Origin of the sequence: Janthinobacterium kumbetense (assembly GCF_023703445.1) — a bacterium.
Classification (GTDB): domain Bacteria; phylum Pseudomonadota; class Gammaproteobacteria; order Burkholderiales; family Burkholderiaceae_D; genus Janthinobacterium; species Janthinobacterium kumbetense.
In genome coordinates this window covers 137,974-157,516 of sequence record NZ_JAMQGR010000003.1, presented here as the reverse complement: position 1 = coordinate 157,516, position 19,543 = coordinate 137,974, and the positions used below count along the sequence as shown (strand labels likewise).

Annotated in this window: 10 protein-coding genes; 4 read left to right on the top strand and 6 right to left on the bottom strand. The window is 61.2% G+C overall.

The window, feature by feature from the left end:
* Positions 1 to 95: 95 nt before the first annotated feature.
* The 3 genes from tldD to NCG91_RS11615 all read right to left on the bottom strand — a co-directional run bounded on the left by tldD (position 96) and on the right by NCG91_RS11615 (position 6,705).
* Positions 96 to 1,556, bottom strand: a complete 1,461-nt coding sequence (gene tldD, locus NCG91_RS11625) for a metalloprotease TldD (protein ID WP_251349808.1) — start codon at positions 1,554 to 1,556, stop codon at positions 96 to 98.
* 157 nt (positions 1,557 to 1,713) lie between these two features.
* A complete protein-coding gene (locus NCG91_RS11620) occupies positions 1,714 to 2,514 on the bottom strand; it encodes a carbon-nitrogen hydrolase family protein (protein WP_285817117.1) in 801 nt (266 codons plus the stop codon).
* A gap of 30 nt (positions 2,515 to 2,544) precedes the next feature.
* Complete coding sequence (locus NCG91_RS11615; protein ID WP_354004586.1) at positions 2,545 to 6,705, bottom strand: YhdP family protein; 4,161 nt, start codon at positions 6,703 to 6,705, stop codon at positions 2,545 to 2,547.
* 259 nt (positions 6,706 to 6,964) lie between these two features.
* Here NCG91_RS11615 and glnE point away from each other — a divergent pair, with 259 nt between their 5' ends.
* From glnE to NCG91_RS11600, 3 genes are all read left to right on the top strand, one after another.
* The gene (gene glnE, locus NCG91_RS11610) at positions 6,965 to 9,718 is read left to right on the top strand and encodes a bifunctional [glutamate--ammonia ligase]-adenylyl-L-tyrosine phosphorylase/[glutamate--ammonia-ligase] adenylyltransferase (RefSeq protein ID WP_251349805.1); all 2,754 of its coding nucleotides are present in this window, start codon (positions 6,965 to 6,967) and stop codon (positions 9,716 to 9,718) included.
* A 13-nt stretch (positions 9,719 to 9,731) separates the two neighbouring features.
* Positions 9,732 to 10,508 carry a YoaK family protein gene (locus NCG91_RS11605; RefSeq protein ID WP_251349804.1) on the top strand — a complete coding sequence of 259 codons (777 nt, stop codon included), beginning with the start codon at positions 9,732 to 9,734 and terminating at the stop codon, positions 10,506 to 10,508.
* Positions 10,509 to 10,646: 138 nt separating this feature from the next.
* Complete coding sequence (locus tag NCG91_RS11600) at positions 10,647 to 10,841, top strand: hypothetical protein (protein WP_251349803.1); 195 nt, start codon at positions 10,647 to 10,649, stop codon at positions 10,839 to 10,841.
* 63 nt (positions 10,842 to 10,904) lie between these two features.
* Here the strand turns inward: NCG91_RS11600 and gap are convergent, their stop codons facing one another.
* A complete protein-coding gene (gene gap, locus NCG91_RS11595; protein WP_010395244.1) occupies positions 10,905 to 11,915 on the bottom strand; it encodes a type I glyceraldehyde-3-phosphate dehydrogenase in 1,011 nt (336 codons plus the stop codon).
* 79 nt (positions 11,916 to 11,994) lie between these two features.
* Positions 11,995 to 13,992 carry a transketolase gene (tkt, locus tag NCG91_RS11590; protein ID WP_251349802.1) on the bottom strand — a complete coding sequence of 666 codons (1,998 nt, stop codon included), beginning with the start codon at positions 13,990 to 13,992 and terminating at the stop codon, positions 11,995 to 11,997.
* Between the two features lie 188 nt (positions 13,993 to 14,180).
* Here tkt and NCG91_RS11585 point away from each other — a divergent pair, with 188 nt between their 5' ends.
* Entirely contained in the window at positions 14,181 to 14,906 is a 726-nt protein-coding gene (locus tag NCG91_RS11585; RefSeq protein ID WP_251349801.1) for a 16S rRNA (uracil(1498)-N(3))-methyltransferase, read from the top strand.
* A gap of 157 nt (positions 14,907 to 15,063) precedes the next feature.
* Here NCG91_RS11585 and NCG91_RS11580 read toward each other — a convergent pair whose 3' ends face one another.
* Positions 15,064 to 18,126 carry a TonB-dependent receptor gene (locus NCG91_RS11580; RefSeq protein ID WP_251349800.1) on the bottom strand — a complete coding sequence of 1,021 codons (3,063 nt, stop codon included), beginning with the start codon at positions 18,124 to 18,126 and terminating at the stop codon, positions 15,064 to 15,066.
* Between the last annotated feature and the right edge of the window lie 1,417 nt (positions 18,127 to 19,543).

Sequence of the window (19,543 nt, the reverse complement as noted above, 5' to 3'; positions counted from 1 at the left end):
CCCAATATTGGGTTGAGTAGCGCAGCTGTACTTCAGGTACAGCGAGCAACGCAAACTCAAGAGTGGGCTGCGCAGTAGGTTCCTGAAATGGCGATCTAAGCCGTGCCGCCGACGGTAATACCGTCCAGGCGCAAGGTCGGCTGCCCCACGCCCACGGGCACGCTCTGCCCTTCCTTGCCGCACACGCCCACGCCCGAGTCCAGGCGCATGTCGTTGCCGATCATGGAGACGCGGTTGAGCACGTCCGGGCCATTGCCGATCAGGGTCGCCCCCTTCACCGGGTAGCTGAGTTTGCCATTTTCAATCATGTACGCTTCGCTGGCCGAAAAGACGAACTTGCCATTCGTGATGTCGACCTGGCCGCCGCCGAAGTTGACGGCATATAAGCCGTTTTTGACGGAGGCGAGGATCTCGCCCGGGTCCTTGTCGCCGCCCAGCATGTACGTATTCGTCATGCGCGGCATGGGCAGGTGGGCGAACGATTCGCGGCGCGCATTGCCCGTCACGGGCATCTTCATCAGGCGCGCATTCATGGTGTCCTGGATGTAACCCTTCAGGATGCCATCCTCGATCAGGGTCGTGCACTGCGTGGGGTTGCCCTCGTCATCGATATTCAGGGAACCGCGCCGGCCAGCCAGGGTGCCGTCGTCGACCACGGTGACGCCCTTGGCGGCCACACGCTCGCCGATGCACCCGGAAAACGCGGACGAGCCCTTGCGGTTGAAATCGCCTTCCAGGCCATGGCCGATGGCTTCGTGCAGCAGGATGCCGGGCCAGCCCGGACCCAGCACGATGGTCATGGGGCCGGCGGGCGCGGGACGCGCTTCCAGGTTCACCAGGGCCGAATTGACGGCGTCCGCCGCGTATTGTTCCAGTACGGCATCGCTGAAATAGTCATAGCTGTAACGCCCGCCGCCACCTGCCGAGCCCGTTTCGCGGCGGCCATTCTGTTCCGCGATCACCGTCAGCGAGACGCGCACCAGCGGGCGGATGTCGGCCGCCAGCACGCCGTCGCTGCGCAGCACCAGCACCACGTCATATTCGCCGGCCAGGCCCGCCATCACTTGCACGACCCTGGGATCTTTCGCCCGCGCCATCTTTTCCACGCGTTCGAGCAATTGCACCTTGGCCGTGGCGTCCAGCGAGGCGAGCGGATCGTTGGGCAGGTACAAGGATCGTCCGCCCTGCGGCTGCATCTGGCCCGCGATCTTGATCCTGCCGGCGCCGGCGCGCGCAATCGTGCGCGTGGCCGCCGCCGCTTCCAGCAGGGCACGCTCGGAAATGTCGTCGGAATACGCAAACGCCGTCTTGTCGCCGGACACGGCGCGCACGCCCACGCCCTGGTCGATGGAAAAACTGCCCGTCTTGACGATGCCCTCTTCCAGGCTCCAGCCTTCGCTCTTGGTCGACTGGAAATACAGGTCGGCATAGTCGACCTTGTGCGTAAACATCGTGCCCAGGGCTTTCAACAGCTTGTCCTCGTCCAGGCCGAACGGCGTGAGCAGAATCTCGCGCGCCACGGTCAGGCTGGACAGATTGGGTTCAAATGGCTTCATAACTTTGCACTCGCTAATTATATTCAACTCATTCTCAGTACCTGACAGAAGCGTAGCGAGCGGCAGTGATTTGTGGCCGAGAAGCGCAGCCGTGCTTGAGCACGGTGAGCATCGCAGGCCGCAAAGCGCGACGCGCAGTAGCTTATGTCAGGTACCCTCACATAGTGCGGTGCGCCAGGGCTGGCAAGGATTCGCGCACGCCGGCCAAAAACACCAGGTCGATCTCGCCGCTCACCACGCCCTCGCCTTCGGGCAACACGGCTTTCACTTCGCCCCACGGGTCGATCAGCATGCTGTGGCCCCAGGTGCGGCGGCCGTTCGGATGCAAGCCGCCCTGCGCCGAGGCCAGCACATAGCACTGGTTTTCGATGGCGCGCGCGCGCAGCAGCACTTCCCAGTGGGCGCTGCCCGTCGTATGGGTAAACGCGGCCGGCACGACGATCAGCGCGCAATCGCCCATGGCGCGGTAGAGTTCGGGAAAGCGCAAGTCATAGCAGATGGACAGGCCGACCCGGCCGAACGGCGTCTCGATCGAGCGCACCTGCGCACCCGGCACGATGGTGCGCGATTCGTTGTACGACTCGGCGCCGCGCGTAAAACCGAACAGGTGGATCTTGTCGTAGCGGCCGGCCGGTTCGCCTTGCGGGTCATACACCAGCGTGGTGTTGAGGACCTTGCCCTCCTCGCCGGAAATCAGGGGCAAGGTGCCGCCGATCAGCCAGATGCCGTGCTGGCGCGCCATCTGCGCCATGCCATCCTGGATGGGTCCGCTGCCGGGCTGTTCCGCATGGGCCAGCTTGTCCGTTTCCTGCTTGCCCATGATGGCCCAGTACTCGGGCAGGACCACCAGCTGCGCGCCACCGGCGGCGGCCTGCGCCACCAGGCGGCGCGCCGTGGCCAGGTTGTCTTCCACGGAAGGCGAGGAAATCATTTGTACTGCTGCGACTGTATGCATCATTGCCACCTCTTCTCCATTCGAACGCCGCGCCTATTTCGCCACGGCCTCCGCCGCTGCGGCGGCAGGCACGGCGACAGGGTCCAATTTACCACCATCGAGCTTGGTCACGACGGGCGCTTTCCACGGCCCGGCGATCTGCATATGGTAAGTGAGCGCCTTCATCACGGGCGCACGCAGGAACAATTGCGCCAGGAAACTGCCCAGGCCGATGACGGGGTTGACGGCCAGCGCGTACACGAGCGGCCCCGTGCCCAGGTTGAATTCCGGGATCACCACCACGTGCAAATTCGTCGTTTCATTGGCGATATCGGCCGTGCCATCCATCAGTACGGTTGCCGCCACGCCATGCATCTTGAGGTTATCGGTGCTCACCACGCCGCGCTTGATGCTGGCGTTGGCCGTGATGCCGTCGAAGGCCAGGCCTTCGGAAAACACGTCGTGGAAATCGAGTTTCAGCAAGCGGGGCAAGGCTTGCAGGCTGAGCACGCCCAACAGCTTGGCCGCGCCCGGATCCTGCTTGAGGAACTGGCCCGATTCCACGTTCATCTCGATCTGCCCCGACAAGGTGGGGATGTCGAGCGAATACGGCAAGCCGTTCCAGGCGATGTCGCCGCTCAGGCGGCCCTTGCCGCGACGCACCGTGTCGGCAAAGCCGAAGCGGTCGAGCAACTTGCCCGCATCGACGATATCGAGGCCGAAACGCAGGCTGGTCGTGCTTTGCCCATCCTTGATCACCCATTTGCCATTGCCGCTCAGGGCGCCATCGGGATTCGACAGTTGCAGCTTGCCCACGCGCCACTCGCGCCCGCCCGCCGCCATGGTGTTATAGGCCTGCAACTCCAGCCGGCCGATCTTCTTGTTGAACAGTTCAAATTGCTCGGCGACGATATCGAGCGAGGGAATCGACTGGGCGCCGTTCTTTCCCTCCAGCAAATTCTTCACGTCGTTGGCGGCCGACTCCGGAATGATCAGCGACGACAGGCGCGCCGTCATCTTGCCCAGGCCGGACGGCGTTTCCAGCCAGGTCACATAGCCTGACACTTGTTTTGCATCAATATTAGCTTGCCACACATCCTTCTGGTGCGTGGCGCCCACGACCACGTTTTCCAGCTTGCGCTCGCCCAGCATCAGTTCGCTGGCACGGGCGGCCATCATGTCCGGCACCACGTATTGCGCGATATCGGGGGCATCGTCGGCGGCGCCGCTGTCGGCGGATGCCGAGCCGCTGCCGGCGATCTCGCTGCCGGCGGCAATCCAGCTGTCCACGTCCAGGGTTTTCATGTTGACGTTGAACATCATGCCGCTGTCCGGTTCCGGCGCCGGCACGTTCACGCCGATGCCGCCGCGCACCAGGCGCCAGGCGTCCTTGCCCTGCTTCTGGCGCTGGTAACGCGCGGCAATGCCGGATCCCAGCGCGATGCGGATATCGTCCGTGCGCAGGCCCGCGCCGTTGGCCGCATTGCCCGTCAAGGTGAATTTCACGGGCAGGCTGTCGCCGGCCGGCTTTTTCAGGGGGGCGGGGAAATCCAGGCCCAGGCCCGTCAACGGCGATTCGACATTGACCACCACCTGGTGGTCGCGCGCCGTGATCAAGCCGCTGTAGCGCGCGCCGCCGTTCAAATGTTTCGCCAGGCGCTGCAGCACGGGCGCCGGATACGTCTTGCGCAAGCCGTCGATGGTCATGTTGCCGGCAATCTTGACCTGGATGGAACTGTCCGCCTGCGTGCCGCCCGAGATGGCCAGCGGCCCGCCCAGCAGGCTGCCGTTCAAGCCGTTCAGGTTGACGCCCTTTTCATTGAATTCGATCTTGCCCTGCGTACCCAATACGGGCGGCATGTCGTGGAACAGCACCACGTCGTTGCCCGCCAGCTGCAAGCTGCCCTGCACGGTCGATTCGAGCATGCGCTCTATCGGCAAGTGCAATTTGAGGGCCAGCCTGGCGTTGCCCGTCGCCGTCGTTTCATCCGTGAAATGCTCGATCCAGCCCAGCACGGGACTGGCCGTCACGTACTTGAGGAATTCCTGCATGGGGCCGGCCGCGTTGCCTTCAATGTCGAGCAAGGTGTCGAACACGGTCAGGTCGGGGATCACGGCTTTGACATTCGTCAAAGCCACGCCGCCCGTGATGGCCGTGTCGCCGCGGATTTCCATGCGCGCCCGTTCAAACACGAAACTGCCCTTGATCTTGTCCGCCTGCGGCCACAGGGGCGCCTTGCCTGCCAGCGGGCCGCTTTCCGCAAATTCGCCGGGCGCGTAGTTCAGGGTGCCATTTTCGAGCTTGCCGGCCACGCGGAATTCGCCCCGATTGCGCTGGGCCGGCGTGTCGGCCTTGAAGGGGAAATGCTCGAGTTCGCCGCGCAGGCGCAGGCTGACATCGCGCGCCACGCCGCCTTCCAGTGCCCCCGTCAGCCAGTGGCGCAGGTGCTCGGGCGTTTGCAGCGGCAGGTAGCGGCCGATGGTGTTGATCTGGAAATTGTCTATCGTGCCCGTCAAGTCGACCTGGCCCAGGTTCTTGCCGTCGAGCGGCATGCGGTGCGTGCCTTGCAAGGCGACGCGCAAGCCTTGCTGATTGAAGTCAAGCTTGTCCAGCTCGACTTGCAGCATATTCTCCGCTTCAAACGTCCAGCGCGCCTGCATGGCGAATTGTTCGAACGGCATGGCCGGTTCGCTCAGGTACGATGGAAACTGCAGCATCAGGTCTTGCGCATCGATAGCGATGCTGCCGCCCTTGTCGCTGGCGTCGATGGTGCCGCTGAGTTTGTCGAAGCCGGGAATGGCCGGTGCGGCTGCCTGCGCGGGGCTGCTGGCCGTCTTCGCCACGGCCAGGCGCGCCGGCTGCGCATTCAGGCCCAGGTCGATGAGCTTGCCGCGCAGCCGGTAGCTGGCAGGAGTCGCCATCTCGCCTTCCCATTGCGCCGAAAAATCCTGCAAACGCCCGCGTGGCGCCAGGGCGTCGAGGCGCTGGCGCTGCTGTTCGCCCAGCGGCAGCTTGTCGGCCAGCGCGGCCAGGGTTTGCAAATCGAGCGACTTGGCCGTGATTTCCGTGCGCGCCGGCTTGCGCTTGGTGGCGGCAATGAAACGCTCGGACAGGGTCGTGGGTGGCAGGCTGAGGCCGTCGCGTGTTTCCACCGCGAAATTCGTCAACTCCACCTGATGGCCATTCGCGCCAAAGGTGGGCTTGCCGTCCGGCACCTGCGCCGACAGCTCTTCTTTTGCCGAAATGCGCCCGCTGACCGACAGCAAGTCGAGCGGGGCGATATGCTCGCCCAGCTGTGCCTGCACATCCGTCAAGCCCACGTCGGCCGTGAAGCCGGCCAGGCGCGCGTGATCCAGGCTCAACCAGGCGCGCAAGGCGCCCTTGCCCTGGCTCAGCTCGAACGGGTAATCGAGGTAGCGGCGCCAGGCGGCCAGGTCGGCGTTTTTCAGGTCCGCATACAGCTCGCCCTTCCACATCGACACATCCGAGATGCGCGTGCTGAAAGGCGGATGCGTGAAGTGAGCGCGCACATCGATGGGCGCTGCCAGGCTGCCGGGCGGCGTGGCCTGCAAGCCCAGCCGGTGGCTGCGCCAGCGGTTGCGCAGCAGCAAGTTGACCTGGGTTAAAGCCAGCTCCGGCGTGCCGCGCGCTTCGTCCGTCCAGCGCACCTTGCCGTCGCGAATGATGATGTCATGCTGCGACAGCAGCCAGTCGGCGCCCTTGCCGTCGCTGCCCTGGCTGCTGTCGACGAGCACGCCGGCCACATACAGCTTGCCATCCATGCTGCGCCGCACGTCCAGGTCGGGCCGCGTGATTTCCAGGGTAGTGAAGCGCACGGAACCGAGCACGCTCCACCACGACACGGTCGCCGAAATGCTCGGCAGGCTCAGCGCCTGGCGCCCCGCCTGGTCGCGCAGGGTCACGTCGCCGAGGAAGAGATTCGGCCGCACGCCATGCCAGGAAGCATAAATGCGCGCGATACTGACAGGGTTGCCCAGTGCGCGGCTGGCCGCCCGCTCGATATCGCCTTTGTAATAATCGATATTCGGCAAGATAGCGTAGCGCAGGAATAAAAACAGCACGGCGAAGGCGAAATACGCCAGCAGCACCAGTTTGATGGTAAAACCCAATACATGGTGGGTGGCCAGGTTGGCCATGCGATAGGCGGCACGCAGCCTCTGCCAGCGCAGGGCCAATGGCACATGTTCTGTCACGCTTGCTTCTGGCGGTTTTTGCATCAATAAGCTAATAAACTGGCCCGGCGTCAAATAATGGCAAAAATCGTCTGCATTCGTGGTGCGCGCCTGCATCCTTGCGCTTGCGTCTGAGCAAAGCCTCCCTTACCATCGTCCGGAAGAGCACGCACTACCGGCGGTATACGGCCAGCGGCACAATTTTACCGCATCCCCCGCCGTTCGCAGCCAAGTTAAACAAGAACATGCACGCAGCATCCACGAGACCCTTACCGATACCATGAGCACACAGCCTTTGATTTCCGCCTCCCGTTTCTACCAGCGCTGGCTGGACGCCGCCCCCGAGCGCGCCGCGCAGGTGGCGCAACTGGTGCGCGCGCCGCTGGACGGGCTCGACTTTGCCGCCGAGCTGGCCGCTCAGGCGAACGCCGCCACGCCGCCGCTGCCGCCCGAACGGGCCATGCGCCGCCTGCGCAACCTGCTCGTCTGCGGCCTGATCGCGCGCGATCTTGGCGGCCAGGCCGACTTGAACGAAGTCGTCACCGCAATGACGGGTTTTGCCGATTTCGCCATCCGCACGCATGTGGACGCCATCATGGCCGAGATGGTGGCCCTGCACGGCATGCCCGTCGGCGAGGAATCGGGCGAGGAACAAGCCTTGATGGTACTGGCGATGGGCAAGCAGGGCGGCGGCGAGCTGAACGTCTCGTCGGACATCGACCTGATCTTTGTCTACCCGGAAGATGGCGATACGCAAGTCACCTTGCCGGGCCAGCGCAGCCTGTCCAACCACGAGTTTTTCATTCGCATGGGCAAGAAACTGATCGCCGCCCTGGCGGAGATCACGCAAGACGGTTTTACTTTCCGTGTGGATATGGCCCTGCGTCCGAACGGCAATTCCGGCCCGCTGGCCGCCAGTCTGGGCATGGTGGAACAGTACCTGATCGTGCAAGGGCGCGAATGGGAGCGCTACGCCTGGGTCAAGGCGCGCGCCGTGACGGGCAAGCCGGAAGACATCGCCGCGCTCGACGCCATCGTGCGCCCCTTCGTCTTCCGTCGCTATCTCGATTTCGGCGTCATCGATGCCATCCGCACCATGCACGGCCAGATCCGCGCCGAGGTCAACCGCCAGGAGCGGCTGCACCCGGACCGCAGCAATAACGTCAAGCTGGGCCGTGGCGGCATCCGCGAAATCGAGTTCCTCGCGCAAGTGTTTCAATTGATACGGGGCGGGCGCGACGCCGAGCTGCGCGAACGTTCCACGCGCGCCACCCTGCGCACGGTGGCGGACAAGGGGCTATTGGAGCCGGCCATCGTGGAACAATTGCTGGGTTCCTACACTTTCCTGCGCAACCTGGAACACCGGCTGCAGTATCTTGACGATGCGCAAACCCATACCTTGCCCGCGAACGAGGCCGACCGCCTCACCGTGGCGCAGATGATGGGATTGCCCGACACGCCCACCCTGCTGGCCCAGCTGGAAGCGCACCGCGTGTTTGTCGCCGGTCAATTTGACGAAATGTTCAGCGACAAGAGCAGCGGCACGCCGCCGGCCGACACGGGCATCGACCCGCAAACGTCGAACGACTGCGCCGCCTCGGACCAGCAGGAAGCCATCGAGGCGCGCTTCGCCGCCCTCGACTTCCATGAACCGGCCGCCTGCGCGCGCCGCCTGCTGGCCACGTGGCAGGCGCCGCGGCTGCAATCCCTGCCCGAGGCGAGCCGCACGCGTTTAGTGGCCCTCGTCAATTCCGCCCTGCCCCTGATCACCGATTGCTCCGTGTCCAACGGCAACGCCAGCCAGCTGGCCACCCTGGGCCGCCTGCTCGATTTCCTGGAGGCCATCGCGCGCCGTTCGGCCTATCTGTCGCTGCTGACGGAATACCCGCATACGCTCGAGCGCGTCGTGCGCATGGTGTGCGCCAGCGGCTGGGCCGCCACCTTCCTCACACAGCATCCGATACTGCTCGACGAGCTGCTGGACGAGCGCATCCGCAATACGGTGCCTGACCCGGCCGCGCTGGCGCTGGACTTGCAACGCCAACTCGACGACGCGCCCGGCGACACGGAGCGGCAGATGGATATCCTGCGCGAAACACACCACGCGCAGCTGTTCCAGTGCCTGGCGCAAGACCTGGCGGGCGACCTGAGCGTGGAGAAGCTGGCCGATTACCTGTCCCAGCTGGCCGACATCATCGTCGCCGCCACCGTGCAAGCCGTCTGGCAAACCTTGCCCACGCGCCACCGCGAGGTGCCGAAATTCGCCGTCATCGCGTACGGCAAGCTGGGCGGCAAGGAGCTGGGCTATGTCTCGGACCTCGACGTCATCTTCCTCTTCGACGACGACGACCAGGAAGCGCCCGGCCTGTACGCCAAGCTGGCGCAGCGCTTCATTACCTGGATGACCTCGCACACCTCGGCCGGCATTTTGTTCGATATCGACATCGCCCTGCGTCCCGACGGCGCCTCGGGCATGCTGGTTTCCAGCGTGCAAGCCTTCGAGCGCTACCAGGGCAGCGCGGCCTGGGTGTGGGAACACCAGGCGCTCACGCGCGCGCGCTTCTGCGCCGGCGATGTCGGCATCGGCAAGCATTTCGAGCGCATCCGCGACACGATCCTGCGCAAGGAAAGGCCGGAAAACGGCCCCCTCAAGGGCGAAGTGGTGGCCATGCGCAAGAAGATGCTGGACGCCCACCCGCCCCGCCCCGGTAACTTTGATCTGAAACAAGATCCGGGCGGCATGATCGACATCGAGTTCATGGTGCAATACCTGGTGCTCCAGCATGCGGCGCAGTACCCGCAGCTGACGGCCAACTCGGGCAATATCGCCCTGCTGCGCCTGTGCGGCGAACTGGGGTTGATCGATGCCCAGCTGGCCGCCCTGGTGGCCGACGCCTACCGCGCGCTGCGCAAGCTGCAGCACCAGCTGCGCCTGCAAGGACAGGACCTGGCCCGCGTGGAACCGGAAAGAGTGCGCGTGCATGCGGACAACGTCATGCGCCTGTGGCAAGCCATCTTCGGCGCCACCGCCTGAGGCCGGCCCGGGCATGCCGCTTCATTACCTGTCCCGCCTGAGCGGATCGGCGCGCGATACGCAAGCCAATCTGCAGCTGGGCTGCGTGCTGGCGCTGGTGGCCGGCGCCGTGAATGCGGGCGGCTTTCTCGCCATCGGCGGCTATACCTCGCACATGACGGGCATCGTCTCGGGCATGGCGGATGACTTGGCGCTGGGCAATATCACGCTGGCCCTGGCGGCGCTGGGCGCGTGGCTGGCCTTTGTCAGCGGCGCGGCCGTGACGGCCATCATGGTGAACTGGGGCAAGCGGCGGCGCCTGCACAGCCAGTTTGCCGCCAGCCTGCTGCTGGAAGCGGCCCTGTTATTGCTGTTCGGCTTGACGGGCAATTACCTGGCCACCATGCCCGACGTGCTGGGCCCCGTCACCATCTTGCTGCTGTGCTTTGTCATGGGTTTGCAAAACGCCATCATCACCAAGATTTCGGGCGCCGTCATCCGCACCACGCACGTGACGGGACTGTCCACCGACATCGGCATCGAACTGGGCAAGATGGCGTATTACAACCGGCGCCACCTGCCGGACCGGATGGTCAAGGTCAACCGCGGCAAGCTGAGAACCCACAGCCTGCTGATCGCCTGCTTCTTCATCGGCGGCGTCAGCGGCGCCCTGGCCTTCAAGCACATCGGCTTTCCTGCCGCCACCATCCTGCTCGCCGGCGTGCTGACCCTGCTGTCGGGCGTGCCCGTGCTGCGCGATTTGCGCCTGCTGTGGCGCTTTTACCGGCGCCGCCTGCACATCCTCCGTTAGCAAAAATATTTTTCTTTAAAGCAATAAAATACTGGTTTTAATGCTAATATTTTTCTGCGTCCAGCGAGCCGATCAGGCTTGGCAGGACGGCGTTTTGATTTGACACCCTATCGTTGTCCAATTGTGAAAGCGAGAAAAATGATTTCCATCAAAAAAGCCCTGTTTGTCTTTGCCACTGCCGTCGGCATCGCTGCCTCGTTTGCCAGTAACGCGACCGAACATGCACGCAGACCGCCGGATACGTGCACCTATCTCTTGAACAGCTGCTATCAGGGCAATAACAATGACTGCGAACTCTGGTACGCACAGTGCGCCAACGTCGACCCTGAGTAAGCGGACTAAAGCAACAGACGAAAAAAAACGCCCCGAAGGGCGTTTTTTTATGCGGTCAAAAGATTACTTGGCCGACATCAATGCAACGGTGGTGTCGAGCATGCGGTTCGAGAAACCCCACTCGTTGTCGTACCACGACGACACTTTTACCAGGCGGCCCGACACTTTGGTCAGGGTCGAGTCGAAGTTCGACGACGCCGGGTTGTGGTTGAAGTCGATCGATACCAGCGGTTCGGTCTGGTACGTCAGGATGCCTTCCAGGGCGCCTTCCGAAGCGGCCTTCATCAGCGCGTTGACTTCTTCCACGGTGGTGTCGCGCTTGGCGATGAAGGACAGGTCGACCAGCGACACGTTGATGGTCGGCACGCGGATGGCGAAACCGTCCAGCTTGCCATTCAGCTCAGGCAGCACCAGGCCCACGGCGGCGGCGGCTCCCGTCTTGGTCGGGATCATGCTCATGGTGGCCGAACGGGCGCGGCGCAGGTCTTCATGCATCACGTCGGACAGCACCTGGTCGTTGGTGTAGGCATGCACGGTGGTCATCAGGCCCGTTTCGATGCCGATGGCGTCGTTCAGCGGCTTGACCAGCGGTGCCAGGCAGTTGGTGGTGCACGAAGCGTTCGAGATGACGGTGTCCGTCGATTTCAGCACGGAGTGGTTCACGCCGAACACGACGGTCGCATCGACGTCCTTGCCGCCTGGTGCCGAAATGATGACTTTTTTCGCGCCGCCCTTCAAGTGAGCCGAAGCTTTCTCTTTGGTGGTGAAGAAGCCCGTGCATTCCAGCACGACGTCCACGCCCAGTTCGCCCCATGGGATTTCAGCCGGGTTGCGCTGTGCGAATACGCGGATCGGATCGCCATTGACGATCATGTTGTCGCCTTCGACGGTAACCGTGCCCGGGAACTTGCCGTGCGCGGTGTCGTAGCGGGTCAGGTGGGCGTTCGATTTGGCATCGCCCAGGTCGTTGATGGCAACGATCTGGATATCCTGTTTCTTGCCGCCTTCGTAGAAAGCGCGCAATACATTGCGGCCGATGCGGCCGTAGCCGTTGATTGCAACTTTGATCGTCATACTCTGCTCCTGATTAAAAAAAAAGGTATCAGCACAGCACCCCGGCCAGCACATGGCCAGGGTCTGCTCAAAATCAATATTAGCCAGCGATAACGGCTTTAACCTTGGCTACGACATTCTCGACCGTGAAGCCGAAGTGCTTGAACAGCACGCCGGCCGGAGCCGATTCGCCAAACGTGTCGATACCGACCACGGCGCCTTGCAGGCCCACGTATTTGTACCAGAAGCTGGTCACGCCCGCTTCGATGGCCACGCGCGGCACGCCTTTCGTCAGCACGCTGGCCTTGTAGGCGGCGTCCTGGCGGTCGTACACGTCGGTCGACGGCATCGACACCACGCGCACGGCGATGCCTTCGGCAGCCAGCGCGCTGGCGGCGGCGACGGCCAGTTCCACTTCGGAACCGGTGGCGATCAGGATCGCCTTGGCATCGGCCACGTCGTTCAGCACATAGCCGCCGCGGTAGATGTTCTCTATCTGTTCGGCGCTACGCTCCTGGTACGGCAGGTTCTGGCGCGAGAAGATCAGGGTCGACGGGCCATCCTTGCGGCGCACAGCGGCGCCCCAGGCAGCGGCCGACTCGACGGTGTCGCATGGACGCCAGTTGTCCAGGTTCGGGATCAAACGCATCGACGAAACGTGCTCGACCGATTGGTGCGTCGGGCCGTCTTCGCCCAGGCCGATCGAATCGTGGGTGAACACGAAGATCGAACGCAGTTTCATCAGCGCGGCCATGCGCAGCGCATTGCGGCTGTAGTCGGAGAACGTCAGGAACGTGGCGCCGAACGGGATGTAGCCGCCGTGCAAGGTGATGCCGTTCATGATGGCGCTCATGCCGAATTCGCGCACGCCATAGTTGATGTGGTTGCCAGGCTGGCCCGAACGCACGGCTACGCACTCTTTCCAGTTGGTCAGGTTCGAACCGGTCAGGTCGGCCGAGCCGCCCAGGAATTCCGGCAGGGACGACGCCAGTGCCTGGATGGCGTTCTGGCTGGCCTTGCGGGTGGCGATGTTTTCTTTCTTCTCGACGCAGGAAGCGATGGCGGCCGACAGCGCCGTTTCAAACGCGGCGGGCAAGTCGCCCTGCATGCGGCGGCTCAGTTCAGCGGCTTGCTGCGGGAATTCGCGGCCATAGGCGACGAAACGCTCGTTCCAGTCCGCTTCCAGCAGGGCGCCTTGCTTCTTGGCATCCCAGGCTGCGTACACGTCGGCCGGCATCTCGAACGGGGCGGCATCCCAGCCGATGTATTCGCGCACGGCGGCGATTTCCTTGTCGCCCAGCGCGGCGCCGTGGACCTTGTCGCCGCCTTGCAGGTTCGGCGAACCCTTGCCGATGATGGTCTTGCAGCAGATCAAGGTTGGCTTGCTGGCCTTCTTGGCGGCGGCGATGGCGGCAGCCACGGCGGCAACATCGTGGCCGTCGACGGCGCGGATGACGTTCCAGCCGTACGCTTCGAAGCGGGCCGGGGTGTCGTCCGTAAACCAGCCTTCGACTTTGCCGTCGATGGAAATGCCGTTGTCATCGTACAGGGCGATCAGTTTGTTCAAGCCCAGGGTGCCGGCCAGCGCACACACTTCGTGCGAAATACCTTCCATCAGGCAACCATCGCCGACGAACGCGTAGGTGTAGTGGTTGACGATATCGTAGCCAGGCTTGTTGAATTCAGCGGCCAGCAATTGCTCCGACAGGGCCATGCCGACGGCGTTGGCGATGCCCTGGCCCAGCGGGCCGGTGGTCGTTTCCACGCCTGGCGTGACATCGACTTCCGGGTGGCCCGGGGTTTTCGAATGCATCTGGCGGAACGCCTTGATGTCATCCATCGACAGCTCGTAACCGGTCAGGTGCAGCAGCGCGTAGTGCAGCATCGAGCCGTGGCCGTTCGACAACAGGAAACGGTCGCGGTTCTGCCATTTTGGATTCGCGGGATTGTGGCGATAGTGACCGCTCCACAGGGCAACTGCAATCTCGGCCATGCCCATCGGCATGCCTGGATGGCCGGAGTTGGCCTTTTGTACAGCGTCCATTGCCAGTGCGCGGATCGCATTGGCCATTTTGGTAGTCGGGAGCGTAGTTGTCATGATGGTATGGGTCAGTCGCGAGTTTGGAATTCGTTTGCAACAGCACGGACAGGGAAGCCGGCTGCTTTCTGTGGTCAAGTATTTTACCAGACTGGGGGGCCGCAAATTAGAATTGCGGCGTACTGGCCCGCCAAATGGCTATACTTTGACGTCTTTCCACCCCACTTACACCCCCGTTGAGGATTTGCATGCCGCGTTTTTTCTGTCCCCAGCCGCTCGTTGCCGGCACCACCATCGCCCTGCCGGAGGCTGTCGCCCACCATATCCAGGTCGTGCGCCTGGCGCCGGGCGACCTGATCACCCTGTTCAATGGCGAAGGGGGCGAAGTGCAGGCTAGCCTGGTGACGGTCGCCAAGCGCAGCGTGACGGCTGAAATCCAGACGCACGTGGCGCGCGAAGCGGAGCTGCCGTATGCCGTGACCCTGGCGCAGGCCTTGCCGGAAGCGTCCAAAATGGACTGGATCATCGAAAAAGCCATCGAACTGGGCGCGGCGGGCATCGTGCCGCTGTCGGCGCAACGTTGCGTCGTGCGCCTGTCCGCCGAGCGGGCCGAGAAAAAACTTGCACATTGGCAAGGCATTATCGTTTCCGCTTCGGAACAATGCGGGCGCAACCGCCTGGCGCAGCTGGCGCCATTGCAGGATTTCAATCACTGGAGCCGCCAGCAAGATTTGCATAAGCGCATCATTTTGACGCCGCGCGCGGAGCAGTCGCTGGCCGACTGGGCCCGCCACCAGCCGCCGCAGGCGATCACCGTGATGGTGGGCCCGGAAGGCGGCTTTTCGGAAGCGGAAGAAAAGGCTGCGCTGGCCGCCGGCGCCATCGGCCTGGCCATGGGCCCGCGCATCCTGCGCACGGAAACGGCGGGCCTGACGGCGCTGACCACCCTGGCGGCATTGTGGGGCGGGATGTAAGAGGCCAGAAACCATATTGAAGGCAATGCCGGGGGCGTTCCCACGCCTGCCGTGGACATAGCCAAAAAAAATGCCGCACCCTGTCTGACAGGGCGCGGCATTTTTACTGAAATCGTGTCTTTTGCAAGCCGCCGGCAAGCCGGCGGCCATCACACAATTAGAACTTCTTGTTGAACTCAGCGGTGAACTTCATCGAACGAGGTGCGGTGTAGCTCAGTACCGATTCATACAGAGCATAGCGTGCCTGGTTGGTGTTGTAGCGCTCAACCACTTTTTGCGTGGTTTGCGTGTCGAACACATTGAAGATGTCCAGTTTAACCGACAGGCCTGGCACATAAGCTGGTTTGTACGAAACGTTCAAGTCCAGGTTTTTGTCCCATGGCAGATTGCCCACGGCGCCACGTGGCGAAGGAACGTTCTGGTTGCCAGTTGCACCGAAGCAGTAGTGCGAAGCGGACTGATAGTTAAAGCCGATGTCGTCTGCCGACTGCGTGTTCGGATTGGTACCGACACACGAACGTGGGCGGCCCGAAGCGAGCAAGGCGGCTGCACCCAGGGTCCACTCTGGGGTCAGGTCGTAGAAGCCGTAAGCCTTGATCTGATGCTTACGATCATTTGGCAGGCGGCCATCCGCATAGCGCATCAGTGCTGCGTAATCCCAGGTCTGGGTAGCGGCAACGTCTGCCTGGCCAGTCGTGGTATCGGACAGCGTCTGACCCTCGGTATTGCCGCTGCTGCGCGACAGGGTGTAGTTGACCTTACCATACCAGCCGTTACGGTATGGATGCTCAGCAAACACATCAAGTGCAGCGTAAGTACGCTTGGCCTTGTCGAAGCCCAGGTCTTCCTTCGTCAGGTGGACGCGGGTGTAGTTGGACTGCGTACCTGCGAAGTCAACCAGGAAATCATTTGCTTCGCCCGGGTTGAACGATGCGCAGTTGAAGCCGCCGTAGTTCGAAGTATCGATACCATTACGCTTGGCGTATTTTGCGAACACGCGGCCATCGCAGAAGTCATCGATCGTCGATTTCAGGGTACGGTAAGTAACCTTGGCACCGAAATTCAGGCTAGGGTTGTAAGCCTTTTCAAAGCCCAGGGTCAACTCATCCTGGAACGATGGCTTCATGTCCAGTGCAGCAACGGTTTTCGGATCTTTTGCTTGGCCGAATTCGTTGTTTGCAGACAAGACACCCGTCAACTGGGTCAAGCCCGTTGGCGCACCATGTGCATCCGTACCCGTGTAAGCGTAGTACTGGTTGGTGTTCAGCGAACCGTTTGCACCGCGCAGAGCGATCACGGTTGGCATTTGCAGGGTGTAACGGCCAGCGCTACCGAATACTTTGAACGATGCATCGCCATTCACGTCCCACACTGCTGCTACGCGTGGAGCGTATTGGTTCTTCATCTCAATATACTTGGTGCCGTCCTGGTTGGCATTGTAGAAGCCTTCGCGACGCAGACCTGCGGTCAGCAACACGTCCTTCGTCACTTGCCAGCGATCTTCAATGTACTGAGCATCCTGACCAGCGAAAGCATTCGATACGGTCGAGGACAGGACACGCGACACATAATAACCTTGCGATGCGAGCGGGCCCTTGCCTGCCAGCGCGCCAACTTGGCCGCCAGGAACGTCAAATGGCTTGCTAGCATCCGGTGTCTTGCCGTACAACCACAGTGCGCCACCGGCCAGAGCGTCGCCAGCATCTGCCGAGGACATCTTGTTATTGTCCAGACCAGCACGCAGGGTGTGGTTGCCAATCTTATATTCCAAATCCAGACGCTTGGACGTTACGCGGTCGATGGAACCATTGACTGGTTGATTGGTCGAGAACGGCTGGCCGCCCGTGTAGTTCAAGCCTGGCGCCTGATCCGCCTTTGCCGCACTCACTTGTGCCAGCGTTGGATCGTAGCCCGTAGGCTCATAGATATGCTTGGCGCGCGACTGGCCATACAGGGCCGTGACGGTCAGGTTATCGGAAATGTTACCAACGTAGCGCGCAATGTTGGCTTCGCCGCCGTTCGGGTTGAATGGGCCGTATTCTTCGTGGGTAGACGAGTTGACCTTGCTGCCGACGGCGCGGGTCGCGTAATCATACGAGCGGAATTGCGTATCGGTCTCTGGCAAGTCACCGATCGTGGTGAACTCGATGCGATGATTATCGGAAATATTCCAGTCCAGCTTACCGAAGTAGCGCTGCGTGGTGGTCTTGTAATCGCGCCAGCCGTTATCACTGTTGGTCAGTGCGGTGCGGCCGCCAAAGACGCCATTGCTTTCGGCGCGAGTTTGTTCCAGTGCAACGAAACCGAACAAGGTATCCTTGATCAGCGGACCACCAACATAGGCGGAGTACTGTTTTTGCTCGAATTCATTGTCTTCGCGGCGAATACGCAGAGTCCCGTCTGTTTGCGGGAAAACACCGGTATTGCCGTAGTACATGTCACGCGACTTGGCGCGCAACGACTTCGGTGCGATCGAGACCAGTGCACCGGCTTCCCAGGTGTTGGTACCGGATTTGGTCGTGACGTTGACCACGCCGCCAACCGAACGGCCAAATTCAACGCCGTAACCGCCCGTCAAAACCTGAGCTTGAGCGATCGCGCCAAATGGGAGTTCCATCGCGCCCAATTGGGACAGCGGGTTGGTTACCGGGAAACCGTTGATGTAGTAGGCATTTTCCGAAGCGCCGCCACCACCGAAGCTGGCTCCGGCTGGATAGGTCGGATCGCCACGGGTGGTATTCGGGGAGAGTTGAACGATTGCCTCGACGTTACGTGCGATCGGCAACTTGTCCAGCTCGCGCGCGGTAAAGGTCGCGCCATTGGTCGAGCTCGAGATATCGATGCGGTTGCGACGACCCGTCACTTGCACGGCCTGAACGCCGCCAGCAACAGGGAAAATCGCCTCGACGCCTTGACCGGCCAGCACTTCCAGCGACGTGGTGCCAACAACCGATTCGCCCTTCTTCAGCGTCACGGTATAGGTGCCGATAGGCAGACTCGTGGCACGGAATGCACCGTTTGCATCAACTGCCGTGGAACGCGTCTGGTTGGTACCATTGTTTTGCAACACGACGGTGTCGCCAGCGCCGCTGCCGACCTTACCAAAAATACTACCTGCTGCGTTCGACTGCGCCATGACGGGAGCAACGACCATGGCGGACATGGCGCCGGCGCTGAAGGCCAGCGCCAGCGCACGAACTAAAACTGTTTTTCTCAACATGTGGTTTCCTAATTATTAGATTAAGCGTCTCTGGTAGAGTTGCTTGGTAAATTTTAAGCACTAAATCATGTTTAATACGTTTTTATTTCCGGTTTTAGTTTTTGATGATTTGACACTCTCCCACCACTGATATGGCAGGCTTCAGACAAAACAGGAAAAACCTACTTGCCTAAGCGATACATAAAACCATATGCGATTGTTCACTGTCAACATAGTAGGAAAATATGATGCAAAGATACAACAAAAATGAATGGCGCCGGACAATGGCAAATGCGTCCAAGATTGTGCGGCAATGCACCAATTTGATGCACTGCAAAAAAACGCATATTAATATGCGAAAAATTATTGTTTGAAAACACACGACGTTGCGCTCGCCTCGCGCCCATGGCCAGAACGTGGAATACCTGCCATGGCGCTCCTGCAGCCCTTGAAGCGCCGCCTTCCGAGCATGCGAAGCATGCGGGATGGCAGCAGACCTGTTGCAGATTGACAACACCCGATGGAATTGAACTATTCAAACCTGAAGTTTTCAATTACATTGTATGAATACTTCTCACGGAGTTATTTGCGTTTGAATATAAGTTATTAGACGCACCAACGATTATCAGTATCCGGAAATATAATTTCCATATTCATCATCAGAATAAAAAAACAAATAGAAACACACCCTGCATTCTCCCCTCCGAGAAATAAAAAATCAGCGCCATCAAAAAATCCATATCTGGAAAATCAGAACATATAACGCAATAACGCAATGCCCTTATTTCTCGATGAGAATCGCATGGAATAACATCTGCAGTTATTGCATACAATAATCTGGAATTAAAAACAGGTTTTGATGGCCGGCGCCGGCTCGCAGCTTCCCTCCCATGCGCGCATGGTTAAATGTGGCAACGCCAGCAGCACGCTGACCCGCCATGCCACGATGGCAGCCTTCCCGCGGCTGCGGAACATCTCCTCTCCCCGCATCGCTGCAGCACCTCTTGTCCATTCAACTTGGCAAGAAAATTCATAATTTGCCTATACATATTGATATTCAACTTCTTATCCCAGCTTCAAAAATCGTCTGATCAACAAGCATGTAATTTGATATCGCAACAACAGCGCACCGTGCACAAAATGGGCAATATCTAAAAACAGGCAACGGCCCCGGCCATCAAGCCTTCGGACAAAGTCAGCCTGTCGCATTGCCCATGCCTGCCGTGGCGGCGAAACGACAGGCTGGTGCACCAGAATGGTGCGCTGCGGAAGCGCGCTGTCGTGCCGCGCCATCGCGTCAGGCATCGGCGCGAACGCGGCGTCAGGAGACGCGCCGCTTCCCGTGCGGCACCCGGCCGCCGACAACGCCCATGCGACAGGAAAATGGCCCGACATCCGCCCAGGCCGCCATGCATTGCCTGCAAGAAGGAGTAAAATG

What these genes read in the sequence shown, in the direction of transcription:
- tldD (WP_251349808.1), bottom strand. Translation starts at nt 1,556, where the DNA reads ATGAAGCCATTTGAACCCAATCTGTCCAGCCTGACCGTGGCGCGCGAG.
- gap (WP_010395244.1), bottom strand. Translation starts at nt 11,915, where the DNA reads ATGACGATCAAAGTTGCAATCAACGGCTACGGCCGCATCGGCCGCAAT.
- NCG91_RS11620 (WP_285817117.1), bottom strand. Translation starts at nt 2,514, where the DNA reads ATGATGCATACAGTCGCAGCAGTACAAATGATTTCCTCGCCTTCCGTG.
- NCG91_RS11600 (WP_251349803.1), top strand. Translation starts at nt 10,647, where the DNA reads ATGATTTCCATCAAAAAAGCCCTGTTTGTCTTTGCCACTGCCGTCGGC.
- NCG91_RS11580 (WP_251349800.1), bottom strand. Translation starts at nt 18,126, where the DNA reads ATGTTGAGAAAAACAGTTTTAGTTCGTGCGCTGGCGCTGGCCTTCAGC.
- NCG91_RS11585 (WP_251349801.1), top strand. Translation starts at nt 14,181, where the DNA reads ATGCCGCGTTTTTTCTGTCCCCAGCCGCTCGTTGCCGGCACCACCATC.
- NCG91_RS11605 (WP_251349804.1), top strand. Translation starts at nt 9,732, where the DNA reads ATGCCGCTTCATTACCTGTCCCGCCTGAGCGGATCGGCGCGCGATACG.
- tkt (WP_251349802.1), bottom strand. Translation starts at nt 13,992, where the DNA reads ATGACAACTACGCTCCCGACTACCAAAATGGCCAATGCGATCCGCGCA.
- glnE (WP_251349805.1), top strand. Translation starts at nt 6,965, where the DNA reads ATGAGCACACAGCCTTTGATTTCCGCCTCCCGTTTCTACCAGCGCTGG.